We start from the raw sequence: 20,300 nt of genomic DNA, 5'->3' as shown, positions 1-20,300 counted from the left end.
GCCCGGGCGTACGCTCCGCCTCGGAGACATCCCGCACATTCAATGTGAGGGGATACATCATGTCGTCTATCGAAACTCTGGTCGATGAAGTCGCCCGCGCGACCGGCCTTGGCTCGAATTCCCGCCGCTTCATCGGGGTGGTGGCCAGTTACATTTTCAAGCAGCCCGGGGGCATTTCCGGCCTGGTAGGCAGGTTCGAGCAGGCGAGCCTGGGCGATATCGCCAAGAGCTGGCTGTCCGGCTCGCCGAGCATGCGCGCCATCGACTCCGGCCAGGTCCGCAGGGCGCTGGGCGAGAATGACCTGCAGGAACTCGGGGAAAAATCCGGCGTCGGTGCGAAAACGATCGCTCCGCTGCTGGCCACCGCACTGCCGCTGGTCCTGCGTACGATCACCTCCGGCGGTGCCATGCCGGCGTCGCTGCCGGCCAACTTTGCCGGCCTGGCCAGCGCGCCCCCCTCGCGCAGGAAACCGTTCCGCCTCTGGCGCTGGCTGCTGCCGCTGCTGGCCCTGCTGGCGCTGGCCTACTGCGGCTGGCAGTCACGCCGCGTGCTGGAAACGCCAGCGCCTGCCACCCCGACCAGCAACCTGGCCGCCACGGTCAGCGCACCGACCCTGTCGTTCAGCAACGCCGGCGGCAAGGTCGACCTCAAGGGCACGGTCGCCACCGTCGCGGAAAAAGCCGGGCTGCTGGGGGCGGCAGCGGGGGCATATGGGCAGAAGAACGTGACCGCCAACATCGGGGTGGATCCCGGCATTCCGGCGGCCTCGTGGCTGGATCCGCTCAAGGCGATGCTGGCGGCGCCCGCGCTCAAGGCCGACGGATTGAAGTTCGACCTCAAGGGTGACGCGCTCACACTGGACACGTCGGCATTGCCGATCGACATGCGCGCCGAGGTCAGCCAGTTGTTCCAGTCGCGGCTGGGCAACGTGCAGATCGACGGCCTGTACGACAAGGGCATCGCGGCGCTGGACAACCTCAAGCCCGGCTATGGCGCCACCGACCTGGCCGCCGCGTTGAATCGCACCTCGCTCACCTTCGACAACAACTCCGCCCAGCTCACCACCAGCAGTCTGTCGACCATCGACCGGGCGGCGACCGCGATCCTGGGTGCACCGGCAAGCATGAAGGTGGAAATCGTCGGCCACACCGACAACACCGGCGACCCTGCGCTCAACCAGAAACTGAGCGAGCAGCGTGCGCAGGCGGTGTCCACCGCACTGGTGAAGAAGGGCGTGCCGGCCAGCCAGCTGGCGGCGCGCGGCGTCGGCGCGGACGAGCCGGTCGCCGACAACAGTACCGAAGAAGGACGCGCGAAGAACCGCCGGATCGCCTACGCGGCGTACTGACGGACTCCGGGGTTCACGTATGGGAGGTGCGGCAGGTCACTGCCGCACCTGCCCTTCGCCATGCACCACGAAGCGCTCCACGGTCAGCGCTTCCAGCCCCATCGGGCCGTAGGCGTGCAGCCGCGTGGTGGAAATGCCGATTTCCGCGCCCAGGCCCAGTTCGCCACCGTCGGAGAAGCGCGAAGACGCGTTGACCATCACCACCGCCGAGCGCAGCGCCTGCACGAAACGCGCTGCGGCCGCCGGATCGTCGCTTGCGATCACCTCGGTGTGGTCCGAGCTGTAGCGCTGGATGTGGGCCAGCGCCTGCTCCAGGTCATCGACCACGCGCACCGCCAGGATCAGGTCGAGGTATTCAGCGGCGTAGTCGTCTGCCGTGGCGGCCGTGGCATCCGGCAGCCACTGCCGCGCGCGGTCATCGGCGCGCAGTTCGACGCCGCGATCGCGCAGCGCGGCCGCGGCCCGGGGCAGGAATGCGGCGGCGACGTCGGCGTGGACCAGCAGCGTTTCCAGCGAATTGCAGGCCGACGGGCGGCTGCACTTGCCGTCCACCAGCAACCCGATGGCCTTGTCCAGGTCGGCGGCACGGTCCACGTACAGGTGGCACACCCCCTTGTAATGTTTGATCACCGGCACGCGGGCGTGCTCGGCGACGAAGCGGATCAAGCCTTCCCCACCGCGCGGAATGGCCAGATCGACGATGTCGTTGAGCTGCAGCAACGCCAGCATGGTTTCACGGCGCAGGTCGTCGACCAGGGTCAGCGCGGCATCGGGCAGCCCGGCCTCGCGCAGGGCGCGCTTGAGTGCTGCGGCAATCGCGGTGTTGGAATGCAGGGCTTCGGAACCGCCCCGCAGGATCACCCCGTTGCCGGCCTTGATGCACAGCGCGGCGGCGTCGGCGGTCACGTTCGGACGCGCTTCGTAGATCATCGCGATCACGCCCAGCGGCACCCGCACTTTCTGCACGCGGATGCCATTGGGGCGCACATCGTCGCGGGTGACGATGCCGACCGGATCGGGCAGTGCGGCCACCTCACGCAGCGCGGCGCTGATTCCGGCCAGGCGCGCGGGGTTCAGTGCCAGGCGATCGAGCATGGCGCTGCCGGTGCCCTTCTCGGTGGCGGCGGAAAGGTCGCGTGCGTTGGCGGCCAGGATGGCGTCGGCGTCGGCGTCCAGCGCGTCGGCCATGGCCGTCAGCAGCGCGGCCTTGGCCTCGGACGACAGCTGCGCCAGGACCTGCGCGGCGGCGCGGCAAGCGAGTGCTTGCGTGCGGATATCCATTGTGGGGCTGGCAACCATCCTGACCTCCTCATCATATTCGGCGTAGAGCCACGCCCTGCGTGGCTGCGCGGTGCAGCGGCTTCGTCCGGCAGTGCAGCCACGCAGGGCGTGGCTCTACGGGACGTCGGTCAGATCAAGACCAGATCATCGCGGTGGATGACGTTGCCACCGTAGTTGTAGCCCAACACGCCCTCGATGTCGCGCGAATGCCGCCCGGCGACGCGGCGGATGTCGCTGGCCGAATACTGGCTGACGCCACGCGCCAGGGTCACCTCGCCACGGGCGGTGCGCAACCGCACCTGCACCATGTCGCCGCGACGGAAGTCACCTTCCGCACCGGTCACGCCGCCCGGCAGCAGCGAAGCGCCCTTGTCGCGCAGCGCGGCCGCCGCTCCTTCGTCGACCACGATCGCGCCGGCTTCCAGCGGCGCATGCCGCAGCCAGTACTTGCGGGCGGCGTCGCGGCTCTGCCCGGCATGGATGCGGGTGCCGAACAGCCGGCCCTGCGACAGCGCACGCACCACGTCGGCGTCGCGGCCATTGAACAGGCAGGTGTCGATGCCCACGCGGCCGGCCTTGGCCGCCGCTTCCAGCTTGGTGTGCATGCCGCCGGTGCCGGCACCGCTGCCCGCACCGCCGGCCATGGCCAGCACCGCGGTGGTGAGTTCGGGCACGTCGTGGACCGGCTGCGCCTGCGGGTCGCGGCGTGGGTCGGCGCTGTACAGGCCGTCGATGTCGGTGGCGATGAACAGGATATCGGCGTCGATCAGCGCGGCCACGGTGGCGGCCAGGTTGTCGTTGTCGCCGAGTTTGAGCTCGTCCACCGAGACCGTGTCGTTCTCGTTCACCACCGGCAACGTGCCCAGCCGCAGCAGTTCGTTGAGCGTGGCGCGCGCATTGAGGTAACGGCGGCGGTTGCGCAGGTCGTCGTGGGTGAGCAGCACCTGCGCCACCGGGCGTTCGAAGAAGCGCTGCCACAGCCCGATCAGCTGCGCCTGGCCGAGGGCGGCCAGCGCCTGCCGCGCGGCCATCGCCGCACCGGCTTCCAGCGCCCGCGGCACGATCGCGCGCCCCGCCGCCACCGCGCCGGACGACACGATCACCACCTCGCGCCCCGCCAGTACGTTGGCGGAAACGAACTGCGCCAGGCCCAGCGCGTGCCGGGGCGACAGCCCACCGCCATCAGCGGCCAGCAGGCTGCTGCCGACTTTGAGTACGGCGCGCTTCCAGCCGGGCACCGGCTGTTCGGGGAACGGGGACTGCACGGGCGTGGGGCGCATCGCGGGGGCTCCCTCAGCGGGTGGACCATTCGTGGACGGTGGCGGTGGCGCTGCCCAGGGTCATCAGCGGATCCGCGTCGACGATGGCCTGCGCGGCGGCGCGGTCGGCCACGTTGTGCAGCACGTAAGCGCCGCCGGTCTTGTCGGTAAACCCGCCGGTGATGAGCAGCTGGTCGCGGGCGCGCACCTCATCGAGAAAACGTGCGTGTTCGGCACCCGCTTCATCGCGGAACGCAGGCGTGCGGGTAACCAATACGAGGTAGCAGATCTTCATGCGGAACTCCGTTGATTCATGCCAATACAGGAACGGCGGCCAGTGGCCGCCGTCCTGCGTTACGCCAGTGCTGCCCAGCGGGCGCGCAGTTCGTCGAGCCGCAGGTCCGCGGCCGCGCCGGGCGACACGCGCGCGGCCAGGCTGCCTTCCGGAGTACGTCCCTGCCCGGCGGTATCCGAGGACGCAGCCGCCGCCTTGTAGGCCTCGCGGAACGGGACGCCGGCCACGGCCGCTTCCACGGCCACGTCGGTGGCGTACATGCCCGAATCGATGGCAACGCGCAGCTTGTCTTCGCGCCATTCCAGGTTGGCCAGCAGCGCCGGCAGCAGTTCCAGCGCGGCCAGGCCACGACCGAAGCCGTGGAAGATGGCGCCCTTGCTGCCCTGCAGGTCGCGGTGGTAACCGGACGGCAGCGACAGCAGCTGCTCGATCTCGGTACGCGCCGCAGCCACGCTGGCATGGGTGGCGCGCATCAGTTCGATCACGTCCGGATTGCGCTTGTTGGGCATGATCGAGCTGCCGGTGGTGTACTGCGCCGGCAGCGCGACGAAGCCGTACTCACCGCTGGTGAACAGCGACAGGTCCCACGCCAGGCGGCGCAGGTCCAGAGTGGCACCGCCGAGCGCTTCCAGTGCGGCCAGCTCGAACTTGCCGCGAGACAGCTGCGCGTAGATCGGCGAGATCTGCATGCGCGCAAAGCCGAGGGCCTGGGTGGTGTGGGCGCGGTCCAGCGGCAGGTTCACGCCGTAACCGGCCGCCGTGCCCAGCGGATTGGCATCGACCAGCGCGAAGGTGTCGTGCGCGCGCACCGCGTTGTCGATGAAGGCTTCGGCCCAGCCGGCCCACCACATGCCCGCCGAGGACACCACGGCGCGCTGGATGTGGGTGTAGCCCGGCACCGGCAGGTCTTTCTCGGCTTCGGCGCGATCCAGGGCGACCTTGGCAACTTCGCGGCTCAGCGCGGAAACCTGCAGCAGCTTGTCCTTCAGCCACAGGCGGGTGGCGACCAGGATCTGGTCGTTGCGGCTGCGGCCGGTGTGGATCTTGCGGCCGGCATCGCCCAGGCGTTCCGTCAGGCGCGCTTCGATCGCCGAATGGCAATCCTCGAAGCGCTCGTCGAGCACGAACGCGCCGCTGCGGAAATCGTCTGCCAGCACGTCCAGCTCGCGCTGCAGATCGCCGCGCTCGGTGGCGGTGAGGATGCCGATGTTCTCCAGGCCCTGCGCGTGCGCCTTGCTGGCCTGCACGTCGTACAGGAAGAACTCGCGGTCGAGGATGACGTCATCGCCGGCGAGGAAGGTCTGGATTTTCGCATCCACCGCTACGCCGGGCTTCTGCCAGAGAAGGTCTGCCATGTCTTGCTCCAATCAATGCGGAATCGAGGTCAGTTCATCCAGGCCCAGGGCCAGGTTGAGGTTCTGCATGGCCTGGGTGGCCGCGCCCTTGAGTAGGTTGTCCAGCGTCGCCACCACCACCACGCGCTTGCCGCCCGGGGCCACGGTGAAGCCACCGATCTGCACGCCGTGGCGGCCGGCGATGCGGCTCACCCACGGCGCTTCGTCGATGACCTCGACCAGCGCTTCATCGGCGTAGAAGCGCCGGTAGGCGTCGACGATCTGCTCGCGGCCCAGCGGCTGCTGCAGCCACAGGTTGACGGTCATGGTGATGCCACGGAAGTGCGGGGCCACGTGTGGCATGAACTCCACCGGCACGTGCAGGTGCGCGCTCACTTCGCGTTCGTGCACATGGTTGGTGAGCGCGTACGGCATCAGGTTGTCGCGCAGCAGCTCGGGGTTGTTCTTGTCCGACGGGGTGGTCCCGGCGCCGGAATAGCCGGACACGCCGAAGCACTGCGGCGGACCGGCCAGCTGGTCGAGCAGCGGGCTGATCGCCAGCTGCATCGCGGTGGCGTAGCAGCCCGGGTTGCTGATGTGTTTCTGGCCGCGGTAATCGCCGCGGGTCAGCTCCGGAAGGCCGTAGTACCAGCTGCCTTCGAAGCGGTGGTCGGCCGACAGGTCCACGATCACCGTGTCCGGGCGCGCCGCATCCAGCGCTGCGACGAACGGGGCGGACAGGTCGTTGGGCAGCGCGAGGATCACCGCGTCCGCACCCTTGGCGGCGACGGCGTCGGCGTCCAGGTTCTCGAAGTAGAGCGGAGCCCCGCCCCGCTGATCGACGTCAGGGTAATGCGCGTCCACGCGCTGCCCGGCCAGCTCGCGCGAGGACACGAAGGCCAGCGCCAGCTGCGGGTGCGCGGCGATCAGCTTGATCAGCTCGGCACCGGTATGGCCGCGGGCACCGACGATGCCAATGGTGTACATCTTGGAAATGCTCATGCGTGTGCGTCCAGGCGGTCCTGCAGGTGGCGTTTGACCTCCGGCCACTCCGCGTCGGTGATGGAGAAGATGACGGTATCGCGCGCGCTGCCGTCCGGGTGTCGCTTGTGGTTGCGCAGCACGCCGTCCTGCCGGGCGCCAAGTCGCGCGATCGCCGCGCGCGAGGCCGTGTTGAGGGTGCTGGTTTCCAGTACCACGCTGATGCACTGCAGCCGTTCGAAGGCGTGGCGCAGCAGCATCAGCTTGGCCTCGGTGTTGACCCCGGTGCGCTGCGCGCTGCGTGCATACCAGGTATGCCCGATGCTCAGGCGCGGCACGCTTTCCTCGAGATCGTAATAGCGGGTGGTGCCCACCACCTGGCCGTCGGCATCCAGCACCGCGAACGGCAGCGCCTTGCCTTCGGCCTGCGCCTTCAGCGCCGCCTGCACGTAGGCGGTCATGCCCTTGGCGTCGGGTACGTAGGTGTAGCTGAGCTGCGACAGCGAACCATCGCCCAGCGCGCCGCGCAGGCCGTCGATATGCCCCATCTGCAGCGGCTCGAGGCGGACATGCCGGCCGTCGAGGGTGGGGACGCGGGTCCAGTCGGCGTGGTTCACCGGGTCAACCCTCCAGGCTCGGGGTACGCGCGGCGCAATGGTCGACGTAGGTGCGGATGCGATCGAAGCCGTCGGCGCCGAACCAGAACACCTTCCAGTGGTCCTGCTTGTAGCAACCGTCGGATTCGGCGTAGTAGAAGTGGTTGATCGGGTTGCCGTGGCGCGAACGCCAGAACAGCTGCGGGGTCTCCTCCAGCATCACGTTCCAGACCGCGCGGCCCAGGCCTTCGCCCTGTGCGTCGTCGAGCACGGCGAACTTGTCCAGGTACACGCCTTCGGCCTCGTCGGTGAGGATCACCGCGGCGCGGTAGTTCTCGCTGACATAGGCGCGCAGCAACCGGGTCTTGTCGAAGTAGTCCGGCACCAGCGTGCGGCCGAAGCTGGACTCGATCAGGCCCTTCAGGCGCGGCAGGTCCAGTTCGTCCCAGGCGGTGGCGCGCAGCACCTTCTCGCCCTTGCGCACCAGCGTGCCCGAGCCCTTGTGGGTGAACAGTTCCTTGGCCAGGTCGGCCGGACGCGTGATCGACACCGACGACTCCAGCGGCAAGCGGTCCAGCAGGTCCTTGATCTGTTCGATCTTGACCCGCATGCCACCGTGGATCCACGGCTGCTGCATCAGCTGGTCGTATTCGGTGGAGAGGTTGATCGAGTCGATCACCCTGCCCTCTTCATCCAGCAGGCCGCCGGTGCCGGTGAGGAAGATGATCTTGTACGGCTGCAGCTCCTGCACCAGCTCGTTGGCGGCGAAGTCGGCGTTGACGTTGAGGATCTGGCCGCAGCGGGTTTCACCCAGGCTGGTGATCACCGGGATGGAACCGGCGCGCAGGCTGGCTTCGATCGGCGCCAGGTTGACCTTCTTCACTTCGCCGACCAGGCCGTAGGTGTCCTGGTCCAGGTACTCGGCTTCGAACACGCCACCGGTGATCGAAGTGGCGCGTGCACCGTTCTGCTGCAGCGCTTCGACCAGCTGCAGGTTGGAGGCCTGGAACACCCGGCGCACGATCGCCAGGCCTTCCGGCGAGGTCACGCGCAGTCCGTTGACGGTCTGCTTGACGATGCCGGCGGCGGAAAGCTCGGCATCCAGCTGCGGGCCCGCACCGTGCAGCACGATCGGGGTCAGCCCGACTTCCTGCAGGAACGACAGCGACGACGTCAGCGCGTCGAGGTCGTCACGCAGCACGGCGCCGCCGACCTTGACCACGGCGAAGCGCTTGGCATCGACCTGCGAAAAGCGCTTGAGGTACTGGCTGATCTCCTTCGCGCTGGCCATGCTGGAAAGCAGGCGCACGATGGTCTGGCGGGTCTGGCGGTGGGGCTGGAGGGCAGGAGACATTTCGGTTTCGTCACAGGCGGCGGTCGCCGCGTTGCAGGTCCGCCCGGCAGTGCCGGACGGCATGTTCAAGGGTCAGGCGCCGGCGCTGATGATGCGGTGCACGGCGTCGGTGTAACGCTGCAGCTGCTCCAGCGTCACGAACTCATCGGCGGTGTGGGCCTGGGCGATGTCGCCCGGGCCGTACACCAGGGTGGTGTAACCGCCGGCCGAAAACAGCGAGGCCTCGGTCCAGAAATCCACCGCATTGCCGATCGGCAGGTCCAGCGCATCGGCCACGTCACGCGCGGCCAGGCGGCGGTTCTCCGCTTCGGCAATGTCGCCGGCCGGCAGGCTGGGACCACGAAACGTTTCGGTGAACACCGCCGCTTCCGGTTCGGCGAAGCCGGCGAAGGTGGCCAGCAGTGCGTCGATGTCCATCGACGGCAGCGGTCGGAAGCCGAAGCGCAGCTCGGCCGCCGGGGCGATCATGTTGGCCTTGATGCCGCCTTCGACCCGGCCGATGTTGAAGCGCAGTCCGGTGAGGCCACCGAAGCGGGCATGCGCCAGCGATTCGACGTGGTCCAGCGCGCGGTTGCCCCAGCGCATGGCCTGGTGCAACGCGCTGGCGGCCGCGTCCTGCTTGCCGGAGGCATGCCCGGCACGGCCGGCGAAGTGCATCAGCACCGAGCTGATGCCACGGTGCGCGAGCACCGCTTCGCTCATGGTCGGTTCCGCCACCAGCACCGCTTCATACGGAATGCCACGGGCGAGGAAGGCCGCGATGCAACGCGGATCGTTGGCTTCCTCGTCGCTGGAAAACAGGAACGCCGCGTCGCCGTCGCTGGCATTGGCCGCGGCCACCAGTGCGGCGGCCGCGCCCTTGATGTCGCATACGCCAAGCCCGATCACCCGGTCATCGGCACGCCGCATGACGTGCGGGTCGGCGCTCCAGTGCGGGGAATCGGGCACGGTGTCCAGGTGCACGTTGAACAGGTACTTCGGCGTGCCGCGCACCGCATACAGGCTGACCGCACCGTCGCCGTGGTCGATCACCTCCACGTTGAACCCGGGCAGGTTCGCGCGCAGGTAATCGAAGATACCACCGGTGGTGATCGCACGCGGCGGGTTGCGGGTGTCGAACGACACCAGTGCCTGCAGGTGATGGAGCGTCTGTTCAAGCATGTTTCGGAAATCCCGGTAGTGCCGGGCTCTGCCCGGCAACGACGAAATGCAGCCGGGCAGAGCCCGGCTCTACGGTGAATCGCTTCAGCGATTCACCTGCGCGTAGAGGGTGGAGCTCATGCCGAACAGCTTGATGAAGCCCTCGGCTTCCTCCACGCCCCAGTCGGCCGACTGCGCGTAGGTGGCGCCCTTGGTGTTGAGCAGGTGCGGCGACTTCACCGCCACCGCGTCCACGCGCCCGCCACGGGTTTCCAGCACCACTTCGCCGTTGACCTTGGCCTGCGAGGACTTCAGGAACGCCTCGATGTCGGTCTTCAGCGGGTCGTGGTAGAAGCCTTCGTACACCAGCTCTACCCACTTGCGTGCCACGTCCGGCTTGAAGCGGTTCTGCTGCTTTGTCAGCACCGCGTCTTCCAGCGCGCGGTGCGCCGTCAGCAGCGAGACCAGGCCCGGCGCTTCGAACACGATGCGCCCCTTCAGGCCGATCACGGTGTCGCCTGTGTACACGCCACGGCCCACGCCGTACGGCGCGAACAGCTTGTTGAGCTGGGCCAGGATCTGCTCCCCCGGCAGCGCCTTGCCGTTGAGTTCCACGGCTTCACCTTCGACGAACTTCAGGGTGACGTTCAACGCCGCTTCCGGCCACTCACTGCGCGGTGCGCACCAGCCGCGGGCGCCTTCACCCGGCGCTTCCCAGCGGTCGATCTCGCCGCCGGACATGGTCAGGCCGAGCAGGTTCTCGTTGATGGTGTAAGCCTGCTGCTTGGCGCGCACGCCGAAACCGCGCTCTTCCAGGTACTTCTGCTCGTAGGCGCGGGTCTGGGTGTGCTCCTTCTGGATCTCGCGGATCGGCGCGACGATCTGGTAGTCGCCCAGCGCCTTCACCGCCAGGTCGAAGCGGACCTGGTCGTTGCCCATGCCGGTGCAGCCGTGGGCAATGATGTTGGTGCCCAGTTCGGCGGCGCGCTTCAGCGCGGCATCGACGATCAGGTAGCGGTCCGACACCAGCAGCGGGTACTGGCCCTGGTAGCCTTCACCGGCCCAGACGAACGGCTTGACGAAACCGGCCCAGATGGCCGGGCCGCCGTTCACGGTGACGTGGCTGGTCACGCCGAGTTCGGCGGCGCGCTTCTCGATGAAATCGCGCTCTTCGTCATCCACGCCGCCGGTGTCGGCGAACACGGTGTGCACGTTGTAGCCGCGCTCCTGCAGGTAGGGCACGCAGAAGCTGGTGTCGAGTCCGCCGGAGAAAGCCAGGACGATGTCTTTGTTGGTCATGGGGTGGGATCCGATGTTGGGGGTTCTGTGTTTTTCGTATGGGACCGCGAAGCCACGCAGGGCGTGGCTCTACGTGTGGTGGACCGGGGCTCAGCGGCCAGCTACGGCAGCCATGATCGCCTTCTGCACGTGCAGGCGGTTTTCCGCTTCGTTGATGGCGATGCACTGCGGCGAATCCATCACCGCGTCGGTGGCCTTGACGTTGCGGCGCAGCGGCAGGCAGTGGCTGAACACGCCGTTGTTGGTCATGGCCATCTTTTCTTCGTCGACGATGAAGTGCTTGTACTGGTCGCGGATCGGCTTCTCCGGTTCCCAGTTGCCGAAGAACGGCAGCGCGCCCCAGCTCTTGGCATAGACCACGTCGGCGCCGCTGTAGGCGCTGGCGATGTCATGGCTGATCTTCAGCGAACCGCCGTTCTCGGCCACGTTCTGTTCGGCCCAGCCCATGTAGCGGTCGTCGAGGATGTAGTCGGCGGTCGGGCACAGCAGGGTCACGTCCATGCCCATGCGGGTGGCGATGGTCAGCGCGGAGTTGGCCACAGCGGTGTTCAGCGGCTTGGGATGGTAGGTCCAGGTCAGCACGTACTTCTTGCCGCGCAGGTCCTGGGTGCCGAAGTGTTCCTGCAGTGCCATCACGTGGGCCAGTTCCTGGCACGGGTGGGTGATGGTTTCCATGTTGATCACCGGGACCGGCGAATACTTTGCGAAGCTGTTGAGCACGATGTCCTGGCGGTCGTAGGCCCAGTCCACGAACTTCGGGAAGGCGCGCACGGCGATGATGTCGCAGTAGCGGCCCAGCACCTTGGCCACTTCGGCGATGTGCTCTTCGGTGTCGCCGTCCATCACCGTGCCCAGGTTGAACTCGATCGGCCACGCGTCCTTGCCCGGCTGCAGCACCACCGCGTGCGCGCCCAGCTGGAACGCGCCCAGCTCGAAGCTGGTGCGGGTGCGCATGGACGGGTTGAAGAACACCAGGGCAATGGACTTGCCCTTGAGCTGATCGCCCAGCTTGTTGCGCTTGAACAACGCGGCCTGGGTGAGCAGGGCGTCGAGTTCGGGGCGGCTCCAGTCCTGGGTGTTCAGGAAGTGCTTCAGGGACATCGGGTGATCCTTTGAGGCGGGCGATTGGGGAAAAGGGAAAGGGGAAAAAACCTGCAGATGAAACTTTTCAGAACGTGGAAACGAAAAAACCCAGCCGGGAGGCTGGGTTTTCCGAACAGACAGCACGAAGCTCCGGTTACCCAGCGAAAATGTGGGGTTCCGGTCGGCGGGCACGCGACGTCATGCCCGTAGCCATACGGGCGGCGCTGGTGTCGTGCTGGAAGTCGGTGAGTTTCATGGCCGCCCATCTTTGCATGCGAGGGGGGTGCGCGCAAGCCTGAATCGCGATTCAGGCGGGTAGGTATCGACCGTTGGTCGATACACGCGTCACGGATTGGCCGCGCCGCCCTGCTCCGGCCCGACCCACGGGGTGATCGACACCCGGATCTTGAGCCGGTTGCCCGGGTCTTCCGGCAGGCGGGAACGGTACTTGGTGCCCTTGTAGACGTAATCCACGTCATAGGCGATCGGGCGACGGAACTCGCGGCCGACCGGGATGATCCGGCAGTCGCGGGTCAGCAGCGGCCCGTTGTTGCTGGCCGGGGCCTCGACCACCGGGGCCATCTCCTCGACGCTGCCGTCCTCGCGCTTGAAGATCGAGCGCACCGAGTCCATGAAGCGGCCGAAGCGGCCCTTTTCTTCCTGGGGCTCTTCGCCGGTGACGTTGACCGGAGCCAGGGTCCGGGTCGACACCGGCTCGCAATGCTCCTCGGTGCGGGTCGCGCGCAGGGTCTGGAACACCGGCTCCACGTTGAGGACCTGCGCGTAGTCGAACTTCACGTTCTCCACGATCACCACCCGGTTACGGACCTCGGCTTCCTGGGCGCACGCCATGAAGGCGGCGCTACCCAGCAGGCAGGTCAGCGTCAGCAACGAAGCGGATTTCATTGGCAACTGGTTCGAGGACAAGGGGGATAGTGTAGGCAGTGACAGACACAAGGGGCTGAACATTACCCTTCCACGACGCATCTGCCCATCCCGGAGGGTGCCGTTTCCGACCCATTGGCCGATGCGGGACCGGCGCGTGGCGCCGATGTGATCTAAAATCGGGGGCTTGCCCCTACCCCCCGGCCCTACGCCCCCATGACCCTGCGCCTGCACAACAACCTGACACGCCAGCTCGAACCGTTCACGCCGCTCGATCCGACCTGTCCGACCCTGTATGTGTGCGGTCCCACGGTCTACAACTACGTGCACATCGGCAACGCGCGCGGGCCGGTGGTGTTCGGGGTGCTGGCAGACCTGCTGCGGCGCCGTTTCGGCGGCCTGCGCTACGCCCGCAACATCACCGACGTGGACGACAAGATCAACACCGCCGCGCGCGAGCAGGACGTGCCGATCTCGGCCATCACCGACCGCTTCGCCGCCGCCTACCGTGAAGACATGGCCGCACTGGGCGTGGTGCCGCCGGACATCGAGCCGGAAGCCACCGCTCACATCCCGCAGATCATCGCGATGATCGAGCAGCTGATCGCCGCCGACCACGCCTATGCGGCCGAGGGCCACGTGCTGTTCGCGGTGGCCTCGTTCGCCGGGTACGGCAAGCTGTCCAACCGCGACCCCGAGGAAATGCTGGCAGGCGCGCGCGTGGACGTGGCCCCGTACAAGCGCGACCCGGGCGATTTCGTGCTCTGGAAGCCGTCCAGCGACGACCTGCCCGGCTGGGACTCGCCCTGGGGCCGGGGCCGCCCGGGCTGGCATATCGAATGCTCGGCGATGGCCGCCGCGCACCTGGGCCCGACCATCGACATCCATGCCGGTGGCGTGGACCTGCAGTTCCCGCACCACGAGAACGAGATCGCGCAGAGCGAGTGCGCGCATGGCGGGCAGACCTTCGCCCGGTTCTGGCTGCACAACGGCATGCTCAACTTCGGCGGCGCCAAGATGAGCAAGTCGATCGGCAACATCGAGCGGGTCCACGACCTGGTGCGCCAGCATGCGCCAGAGGCACTGCGCTACGCGCTGCTGTCGGCTCACTACCGGCAGCCGCTGGACTGGTCCGACGCGCTGATCGAGCAGTCGGTGCGGACCCTGGACCGCCTGTACGGCACCCTGCGCGACCTGGCCGACGTGACCGCGACCCCGGCCATCCCGGCCGCGATCGAGGCCGCGCTGGACGATGACCTGAACACCCCGCAGGCGCTGGCCGAGCTGGCCCGGCTGGGTGCGGAAGCCCGTCGCGCCGACCCCGCCGACAAGGCCGGCTGGAAGGCGGCCCTGCTCGGCGCCGGGCAGGCGCTGGGGCTGCTGCAGCAGGACCCGGCCGCGTGGTTCGGCACCGATGGCGGCGATGCCGGCGACGACGCCCGCATCCAGGCGCTGATCGACGAACGCAGCGCGGCCAAGACCGCCCGCGACTTCGCCCGTGCCGACGCCCTGCGCCGGCAGCTGGACGAGGAAGGCATCGTGCTGGAAGACACCGCGCAGGGCGTGCGCTGGTCGCGCAGGCGTTGAAAGGCCGCCCGACCCCCGGTCGGGCGCTACCGTCGGGCTGGCCCGGCGTTCCGTGACAAACGTAGAGAGTGACGTGATCGATTCCCCGTTCCCGATTGAACCCACCGCTGCCGAAGCGCAGGCCGCCATTGCCGACGAATTCGCCTTCTTCGGCGACTGGTCCGAGCGTTACCAGTACCTGATCGACCTGGGCCGCAAGCTGCCCGCGTTCCCGGACGCGTGGAAGACCGAGGAGCATCGGCTGCTCGGCTGCCAGTCGATGGTGTGGATCGTGCCGGAAGGCAACGCGGACACGCTGCGCTTCCATGCGATCAGCGATTCGGCGATCGTCTCCGGGCTGATCTACCTTGCCCTGCGGGTGTACTCCGGACGCTCGGCGGCCGAGATCCTGGCCACCGAGCCGACCTACATCCAGGACATCGGGCTGTCGCGCCACCTGTCGCCGACCCGCAGCAACGGCGTGGCGGCGATGCTGGCCTTCATCCGCGAGACCGCGCAGGCGCAGTCGGCGCCGTGAGTCCGCCCGTCCCTGCCGAGCCCGGCGAGCGCGCGCTCGGCCTGCTGGCCCGCCCCGGCTTCTCACTGCTGCTGGCCTACCGGATCCTGGCGATGCTGTCCTACCAGATCGTCGCGGTGACGGTCGGCTGGCACATCTACGAAGTCACCCGCAATCCGTTCTCGCTCGGCCTGGTGGGCCTGGCGGAAGTGCTGCCATTCTTCTGCGTGGCGCCGTTCGCCGGCTACCTGGTGGACCACCTGCCACGCCGGCGGCTGGGCATGGTGGCCTGCAGCGGACTGGTGCTGACCGCGCTGGTGCTGACCGCAGTGGCCGAAGGCTGGCTGCCGTTCCACGGGGTCTGGCCGATCTACGCGGCGGTGGCGATGACCGGCATGGTCCGCGCGTTCCTTTCGCCCATCTACAACGCGCTGTTCGCGCGGGTACTGGAACGGCACCAGTTCGCGCGCGGCGCGGGGCTGGGCTCGGTGGTGTTCCAGGCCGGCATGGTGGTGGGCCCGGCACTGGGCGGGCTGCTGGTGGCCTGGGGCGGCAAGAGCCTGTCATACGGCGTGGCGGTGGTGGCGGCGCTGGCGGCGCTGGGCTGCCTGGCCATGCTGCGGGTGTCCGAGCCGGTCCACACCGGCCCGGCGGCGCCGATCTTCAAGAGCATCGCCGAAGGCGGCCGCTTCGTGCTGGGCAACCGGATCATGGTCGGGGCGATGGCGCTGGACATGTTCTCGGTACTGCTCGGCGGCGTGGTGGCGATGTTGCCCGCGTTCCTGCACGAGATCCTGCACCACGGCCCGGAAGGCCTCGGCATCCTGCGCGCCGCACCGGCACTGGGCTCGGTGTGCGTCGGCCTGTGGCTGGCGCGGCATCCGCTGCAGCAGCACGCCGGCCGCGTGCTGCTGGTCGCCGTGGCCGGATTCGGGCTGTGCGTGATCGGCTTCGGGCTGTCGCACAGCTTCTGGCTGTCGGCGGTGATCCTGCTGTTCTACGGCGCCTTCGACGGCGTGTCGGTGGTGATCCGCTCGACCATCCTGCAGCTGGCCACCCCCGAGGAAATGCGCGGACGGGTGTCGTCGATCAACGGCATCTTCATCAGCTCCTCCAACGAACTCGGCGCGTTCTACGCCGGCACCATGGCCAAGCTGCTCGGCCTGGTCCCGGCCGTCGTCCTCGGCGGTTTCGCAGTCCTCAGCGTGGCCGGCATCACCGCCTGGAAGAACCCCACCCTGCGCCGATTGAACCTGCGCGACCTGCAGTAGAGCCGGGCTCTGCCCGGCTGCTTTGCCAACCGCACACGACCTTGTATGGGGCGGCCGGCGGGCAGCCCCAACAAAAAACCCGGCCGAGGCCGGGTTTTTTGATTCCATCAGCAACCAGCGATCACTCGCCCTGCTGCTTCTGCAGGTGTTCCCAACGTTCCTGTGCGTCGATGGTGCGTTCAGCGGTCAGGCGCGCCTCGAGGCGGTCCAGGCCGATTTCTTCACCGGTGTCCACGCAGTAACCGTAGTCACCCGCTTCCAGCCGCTTCAGCGTGCTTTCGATCTTGCCGATCAGCTTGCGGTAACGGTCGCGGGTACGCAGTTCCAGCGAGTTCTCCGTTTCGCGCGTCGCACGCTCGGCTTCATCGCCGATGTCACGCACTTCCTCGCGCAGGTTCTCGATGGTCTGCTTGGATTCTTCGACCAGGTCGGTGCGCCACTGCTGCAGGCGCTGGCGGAAATACTCCAGCTGCAGCGGGCTCATGTACTCCTCTTCCGCGCTCGGCTTGTAGCCGGCCGGCAGGATCGGACGGCCAGTGGCCTCGTCGGTCTTGTATTCCACCACTTTCACCTTGGTACGCGGAGCGGGTGCCGCAGAACGGGCGGCCACGGCCACGGCGACCTTGCCAACCGGACGCGACACGGGCTTGGGAGCGGATTCGGATTTCACGGGAGTTTTTGCAGGCGATTTCGAAACGGGCACGGGATTCTTGTTTTGCGGGGCCTTCGACGCGGGGGCTGCCGCCGCCGGCTTCGGCGCAGCGGCCGGAGCAGGAGCAGGCTTGGCCGCGGCCTTGGCCGGGACAGACTTGGCCGGCGCCGGCGGTGCCGGCTTCGGTGCGGACTTCACTACGGGTGCTGCAACCGGCTTGGCAGCCGGCTTGGTTGCCACGGGCTTGCTGGCCGGCTTGGCCGGTGCAGGCTTGGCAGCCGCTTTCTTCACCGGCGCGGGCTTCGCCGCCGGCGTGATCGATTTCTTTGCCGGCGCCTTCTTCACTGGCGCCTGGGCCGCCTTCGCGACCGGCTTGGTCGGCGCAGCTTTCTTCGCCACGACCTTCTTTGCAGGCAGCTTCTTCGCGACGGCCTTTTTGACCGCCGGCTTGGCCACTGGCTTGGTCGCCGCCTTTTTCACCGGCGCCTTGGCGACCGGCTTGGTGGCGACCGCCTTCTTCGCCGGCGCCTTGGTCGCCGACTTCTTCACGGGTGCCGTCCTGGCCGCCGGTGGTCTGGATGTGGGCTTGCCGGCCGGCTTCGCAGCCGGCTTCCTGGCAACGGGCTTGGCCGCCAACTTCTTTGCAACAGGCTTGGCGACTTTCTTGGCGGCCTTGACGGCCTTCTTTGCAGTTTTTTTAGCAGCCACGAAACGCTCTTCCTTGGTTTCCCCGGGGCCCGGGAAAGCGGGCCTTTATAGCCTACCCGACCAGCAGCAGCAACCTCTCCACCTGCTCCGTTCAGGCCTGGAGCATGGCAGGGGTTCCCGAGCTGCACAGTTCGGAACCTGACCCGGCGCAGGCGCCGGGGCCGCCCGCCGCGCCTGCGCGCGGACGGGTCCAACACCCCATCCTGCGACAAATGCGGCCTTCATGCCAACTGCTCTAAGATTGGGGGGTGATCTCCCACCTGCTCATCGCCCTGCTGCGCTTCTACAAGCGCTTCATCAGCCCCCTGCTCGGGCCGCGCTGCCGCTTCATGCCCAGCTGTTCTGAATACGCCATGCAGGCCATCGCCACGCATGGGCCCGCGCGTGGCAGCTGGCTGGCTGCCCGCCGGCTCGGGCGCTGCCATCCCTTCCATCCCGGTGGCGTGGACGAGGTGCCGCCGCGCACCGCGCACGCCGACTGCCGCTGCACAGGAAAACACTGAAATGTCCTCCACGCTCATCGTCAACGCCCGCATGGTCAACGAAGGTCGCATCGTCGACGGCGACCTGCGCATCGACAACGGCCGCATCGCCCAGATCGGCACCGGCCTGCAGCCGCAGGACGGCGACATCGTGGTGGACGCCGCCGGACGCTGGCTGCTGCCCGGGATGATCGACGACCAGGTCCACTTCCGCGAGCCGGGCCTGACCCACAAGGGCGACATCGCCACCGAATCGGCCGCCGCCGTGGCCGGGGGCCTGACCAGCTTCATGGACATGCCCAACACCAACCCGCCGACGCTCAACGCGGCCGCCCTGCAGGCCAAGTACGACGCCGCCGCCGGCCGCGCCCGCGCCAACTACGGCTTCTACATGGGCGCCAGCAACGACAACCTGGCCGACATCAAGGTCGTCGATCCGAAAACCTCGCCCGGCATCAAGGTGTTCATGGGCGCATCCACCGGCAACATGCTGGTGGACAACCCGGAAACCCTGGACGCGATCTTCAAGTACGCGCCCACCCCGATCATCACGCACTGCGAAGACACGCCGATGATCGACGCCAAGGCCAGGGAGTACGCCGAAAAGTACGGCGATGCACTGAGCGCCGAACAGCACCCGGACATCCGCTCGCGTGAGGCCTGCCTGAAGTCGTCCGAGCTGGCCGTCGCACTGGCGAAGAAGCACGGCACCCGCCTGCACGTGCTGCACATCTCCACCGCCGACGAGCTGAAACTGTTCGAGCAGGGGCCCCTGATCCGCGCCGATGGCAGCCGCAAGCAGATCACCGCCGAAACCTGCATCCACTTCCTGCGCTTCGACCGCACCGACTACGCCCGGCTGGGCAACCTGATCAAGTGCAACCCGGCGATCAAGGAAGTGAGCGACCGCGAAGCGCTGACCCAGGCCGTGGCCGACAACGTGATCGACGTGCTCGCCACCGACCACGCCCCGCATACCTGGGAAGAGAAGCAGAAGCCCTACGCCCAGGCGCCGTCCGGCCTGCCGCTGGTGCAGTACGCCCTCGTCGCCGCGCTGGAGCTGGTGCACGAAGGCAAGCTGGAGATCACCCAGGTGGTGCAGAAATTCGCGCACGCACCGGCGCAGCTGTTCGATGTGAGCCAGCGCGGCTTCCTGCGCGAAGGCTACTGGGCCGACCTGGTGCTGGTGGAAGACGTGCCGTTCACGGTCAAGCGCGAAGACGTGCTGTCCAAGTGCGGCTGGTCGCCGTTCGAAGGCATGACCTTCCGTTCGCGCGTCGCCTCGACCTGGGTCAACGGCCAGCTGGCCTGGGACGGCAGCCAGCTGGTGGGCGCGCCGAACGGCCAGCGCATGAGCTACGACCGCTGATGCGGGCACGCATGCTTGGCCTGGGCCTGCTGGCCCTGGCCCCGGCAGCTGCCATCGGCCTGCTGCCCTCGCCCGCCGTGGCCCAGGCCGACGCCCGCGTGGTGTTTCCGGCCAGTGCCTCGCAAGGTGCGATGGTGATCGGCAAGGTGCCGGCCGGCAGCGTGGTGCAGTACGCCGGGCGCACCCTGCGGGTGAGCGGCTATGGCAGCGTGGTGTTCGGGATCGGCCGCGATGAAAAAGGTCCGCTGCAGGTGCAGGTGCAGCGCCCGGACGGCGGCAGCGAAACGGTGAGCATCGGGGTGACCCCGCGCGACTGGCCGGTGGAGCGCGTCAACGGCGTGCCGCCCAAGACCGTGAATCCGCCGCCGGCGATTGCCGAGCGGATCAAACGCGAACAGGCGCAGGTCACTGCCGCCCGTGCGCGCGACGACAACCGCGCCGATTTCGCCCAGGCCTTCATCTGGCCGGTGCAGGGGCGGATCAGCGGGCGCTTCGGCAATGCACGGGTGTACAACGGGCAGCCCGGTTCCGGGCATTCGGGGATGGATATCGCGGTGCCGACCGGTACGCCGGTGAAGGCGCCGGCCGCCGGCGTGGTGACGTTTGCCGGCCCGGACCTGTACCTGACCGGCGGTACCCTGCTGCTCGACCACGGCTTCGGAATCAGCTCGAATTTCCTGCACCTGTCGCGCATCGACGTGAAGGTCGGCGACCGGGTCGAGCAGGGCCAGGTGATTGCCGCGGTGGGCGCTACCGGTCGCGCGACCGGCCCGCACCTGCATTGGGGCATGAACTGGTTCGACACCCGCATCGACCCGCTGCTGGTGCTGGAACGCGGGAAGTAACCTGAAACGCGGGAGTGACCCGCTGATGGCCGGT

19 protein-coding genes are annotated in these 20,300 nt (G+C 67.9%); 7 read left to right on the top strand and 12 right to left on the bottom strand.

Annotated elements, in window-relative coordinates; genetic code table 11:
* Positions 1-59 precede the first annotated feature (59 nt).
* A complete protein-coding gene (locus FSZ13_RS12450; RefSeq protein WP_145480111.1) occupies positions 60-1,349 on the top strand; it encodes an OmpA family protein in 1,290 nt (429 codons plus the stop codon).
* Between the two features lie 36 nt (positions 1,350-1,385).
* On the opposite strand, the gene FSZ13_RS12445 is transcribed toward FSZ13_RS12450, so the two are convergent.
* From FSZ13_RS12445 to FSZ13_RS12395, 11 genes are all read right to left on the bottom strand, one after another.
* Positions 1,386-2,630: a glutamate-5-semialdehyde dehydrogenase gene (locus FSZ13_RS12445; RefSeq protein WP_145480109.1), complete on the bottom strand. Its 1,245-nt coding sequence runs from the start codon at positions 2,628-2,630 to the stop codon at positions 1,386-1,388.
* Between the two features lie 128 nt (positions 2,631-2,758).
* A complete protein-coding gene (proB, locus tag FSZ13_RS12440; RefSeq protein ID WP_145480107.1) occupies positions 2,759-3,910 on the bottom strand; it encodes a glutamate 5-kinase in 1,152 nt (383 codons plus the stop codon).
* Between the two features lie 13 nt (positions 3,911-3,923).
* The gene (locus FSZ13_RS12435; RefSeq protein ID WP_145480105.1) at positions 3,924-4,184 is read right to left on the bottom strand and encodes a YciI family protein; all 261 of its coding nucleotides are present in this window, start codon (positions 4,182-4,184) and stop codon (positions 3,924-3,926) included.
* A gap of 59 nt (positions 4,185-4,243) precedes the next feature.
* The gene (argH, locus tag FSZ13_RS12430) at positions 4,244-5,539 is read right to left on the bottom strand and encodes an argininosuccinate lyase (protein WP_145480103.1); all 1,296 of its coding nucleotides are present in this window, start codon (positions 5,537-5,539) and stop codon (positions 4,244-4,246) included.
* Between the two features lie 12 nt (positions 5,540-5,551).
* Positions 5,552-6,520: an N-acetyl-gamma-glutamyl-phosphate reductase gene (gene argC / locus FSZ13_RS12425; protein ID WP_145480101.1), complete on the bottom strand. Its 969-nt coding sequence runs from the start codon at positions 6,518-6,520 to the stop codon at positions 5,552-5,554.
* A complete protein-coding gene (locus tag FSZ13_RS12420; protein ID WP_145480100.1) occupies positions 6,517-7,116 on the bottom strand; it encodes a GNAT family N-acetyltransferase in 600 nt (199 codons plus the stop codon). Before FSZ13_RS12420 ends, argC begins: the two co-directional genes overlap by 4 nt.
* Positions 7,117-7,120: 4 nt before the next feature.
* Positions 7,121-8,449: an acetylglutamate kinase gene (locus FSZ13_RS12415; RefSeq protein ID WP_145480098.1), complete on the bottom strand. Its 1,329-nt coding sequence runs from the start codon at positions 8,447-8,449 to the stop codon at positions 7,121-7,123.
* Between the two features lie 72 nt (positions 8,450-8,521).
* Positions 8,522-9,610, bottom strand: a complete 1,089-nt coding sequence (locus tag FSZ13_RS12410; protein ID WP_145480096.1) for an acetylornithine deacetylase — start codon at positions 9,608-9,610, stop codon at positions 8,522-8,524.
* An 84-nt stretch (positions 9,611-9,694) separates the two neighbouring features.
* Entirely contained in the window at positions 9,695-10,888 is a 1,194-nt protein-coding gene (locus FSZ13_RS12405; RefSeq protein WP_145480094.1) for an argininosuccinate synthase, read from the bottom strand.
* Between the two features lie 90 nt (positions 10,889-10,978).
* Positions 10,979-11,989: an N-acetylornithine carbamoyltransferase gene (locus FSZ13_RS12400; RefSeq protein WP_145480092.1), complete on the bottom strand. Its 1,011-nt coding sequence runs from the start codon at positions 11,987-11,989 to the stop codon at positions 10,979-10,981.
* Between the two features lie 327 nt (positions 11,990-12,316).
* Positions 12,317-12,877, bottom strand: coding sequence for a hypothetical protein (locus tag FSZ13_RS12395; RefSeq protein WP_145480090.1), 561 nt, complete (start codon positions 12,875-12,877; stop codon positions 12,317-12,319).
* A 195-nt stretch (positions 12,878-13,072) separates the two neighbouring features.
* Here FSZ13_RS12395 and cysS point away from each other — a divergent pair, with 195 nt between their 5' ends.
* From cysS to FSZ13_RS12380, 3 genes are all read left to right on the top strand, one after another.
* Positions 13,073-14,443 carry a cysteine--tRNA ligase gene (gene cysS / locus FSZ13_RS12390; protein WP_145480088.1) on the top strand — a complete coding sequence of 457 codons (1,371 nt, stop codon included), beginning with the start codon at positions 13,073-13,075 and terminating at the stop codon, positions 14,441-14,443.
* Between the two features lie 73 nt (positions 14,444-14,516).
* A complete protein-coding gene (locus FSZ13_RS12385) occupies positions 14,517-14,960 on the top strand; it encodes a SufE family protein (protein ID WP_145480086.1) in 444 nt (147 codons plus the stop codon).
* A complete protein-coding gene (locus tag FSZ13_RS12380) occupies positions 14,957-16,210 on the top strand; it encodes an MFS transporter (protein ID WP_145480084.1) in 1,254 nt (417 codons plus the stop codon). The genes FSZ13_RS12385 and FSZ13_RS12380 overlap by 4 nt, the downstream gene beginning before the upstream one ends.
* A 121-nt stretch (positions 16,211-16,331) precedes the next feature.
* Here the strand turns inward: FSZ13_RS12380 and dksA are convergent, their stop codons facing one another.
* Entirely contained in the window at positions 16,332-17,570 is a 1,239-nt protein-coding gene (gene dksA, locus FSZ13_RS12375) for an RNA polymerase-binding protein DksA (protein ID WP_145480082.1), read from the bottom strand.
* 248 nt (positions 17,571-17,818) lie between these two features.
* On the opposite strand from dksA, the gene yidD reads away from it, so the two are divergent.
* Genes yidD through FSZ13_RS12360 form a run of 3 tightly spaced genes read left to right on the top strand, consistent with a single transcriptional unit; the run spans position 17,819 to position 20,266 of the window.
* Positions 17,819-18,073, top strand: a complete 255-nt coding sequence (yidD, locus tag FSZ13_RS12370) for a membrane protein insertion efficiency factor YidD (RefSeq protein ID WP_145480080.1) — start codon at positions 17,819-17,821, stop codon at positions 18,071-18,073.
* A gap of 1 nt (position 18,074) precedes the next feature.
* Positions 18,075-19,421 carry a dihydroorotase gene (locus tag FSZ13_RS12365; RefSeq protein WP_145480078.1) on the top strand — a complete coding sequence of 449 codons (1,347 nt, stop codon included), beginning with the start codon at positions 18,075-18,077 and terminating at the stop codon, positions 19,419-19,421.
* Positions 19,421-20,266, top strand: a complete 846-nt coding sequence (locus tag FSZ13_RS12360) for a M23 family metallopeptidase (RefSeq protein ID WP_186308926.1) — start codon at positions 19,421-19,423, stop codon at positions 20,264-20,266. The genes FSZ13_RS12365 and FSZ13_RS12360 overlap by 1 nt, the downstream gene beginning before the upstream one ends.
* Positions 20,267-20,300: the final 34 nt, after the last annotated feature.

Source organism: Stenotrophomonas rhizophila, from assembly GCF_007667275.1.
GTDB classification, from domain to species: Bacteria; Pseudomonadota; Gammaproteobacteria; order Xanthomonadales; family Xanthomonadaceae; genus Stenotrophomonas; species Stenotrophomonas maltophilia_AE.
The sequence above is the reverse complement of the archived record's forward strand: the minus strand, read 5'-3'. Positions and strand labels throughout refer to the sequence as shown.

Excerpts from the sequence above, each read along its gene's own strand:
- FSZ13_RS12450 (WP_145480111.1), top strand. The coding sequence starts at position 60 with ATGTCGTCTATCGAAACTCTGGTCGATGAAGTCGCCCGCGCGACCGGC.
- FSZ13_RS12445 (WP_145480109.1), bottom strand. The coding sequence starts at position 2,630 with ATGGATATCCGCACGCAAGCACTCGCTTGCCGCGCCGCCGCGCAGGTC.
- proB (WP_145480107.1), bottom strand. The coding sequence starts at position 3,910 with ATGCGCCCCACGCCCGTGCAGTCCCCGTTCCCCGAACAGCCGGTGCCC.
- FSZ13_RS12435 (WP_145480105.1), bottom strand. The coding sequence starts at position 4,184 with ATGAAGATCTGCTACCTCGTATTGGTTACCCGCACGCCTGCGTTCCGC.
- argH (WP_145480103.1), bottom strand. The coding sequence starts at position 5,539 with ATGGCAGACCTTCTCTGGCAGAAGCCCGGCGTAGCGGTGGATGCGAAA.
- argC (WP_145480101.1), bottom strand. The coding sequence starts at position 6,520 with ATGAGCATTTCCAAGATGTACACCATTGGCATCGTCGGTGCCCGCGGC.
- FSZ13_RS12415 (WP_145480098.1), bottom strand. The coding sequence starts at position 8,449 with ATGTCTCCTGCCCTCCAGCCCCACCGCCAGACCCGCCAGACCATCGTG.
- FSZ13_RS12410 (WP_145480096.1), bottom strand. The coding sequence starts at position 9,610 with ATGCTTGAACAGACGCTCCATCACCTGCAGGCACTGGTGTCGTTCGAC.
- FSZ13_RS12405 (WP_145480094.1), bottom strand. The coding sequence starts at position 10,888 with ATGACCAACAAAGACATCGTCCTGGCTTTCTCCGGCGGACTCGACACC.
- FSZ13_RS12400 (WP_145480092.1), bottom strand. The coding sequence starts at position 11,989 with ATGTCCCTGAAGCACTTCCTGAACACCCAGGACTGGAGCCGCCCCGAA.
- FSZ13_RS12395 (WP_145480090.1), bottom strand. The coding sequence starts at position 12,877 with ATGAAATCCGCTTCGTTGCTGACGCTGACCTGCCTGCTGGGTAGCGCC.
- cysS (WP_145480088.1), top strand. The coding sequence starts at position 13,073 with ATGACCCTGCGCCTGCACAACAACCTGACACGCCAGCTCGAACCGTTC.
- FSZ13_RS12365 (WP_145480078.1), top strand. The coding sequence starts at position 18,075 with ATGTCCTCCACGCTCATCGTCAACGCCCGCATGGTCAACGAAGGTCGC.
- FSZ13_RS12360 (WP_186308926.1), top strand. The coding sequence starts at position 19,421 with ATGCGGGCACGCATGCTTGGCCTGGGCCTGCTGGCCCTGGCCCCGGCA.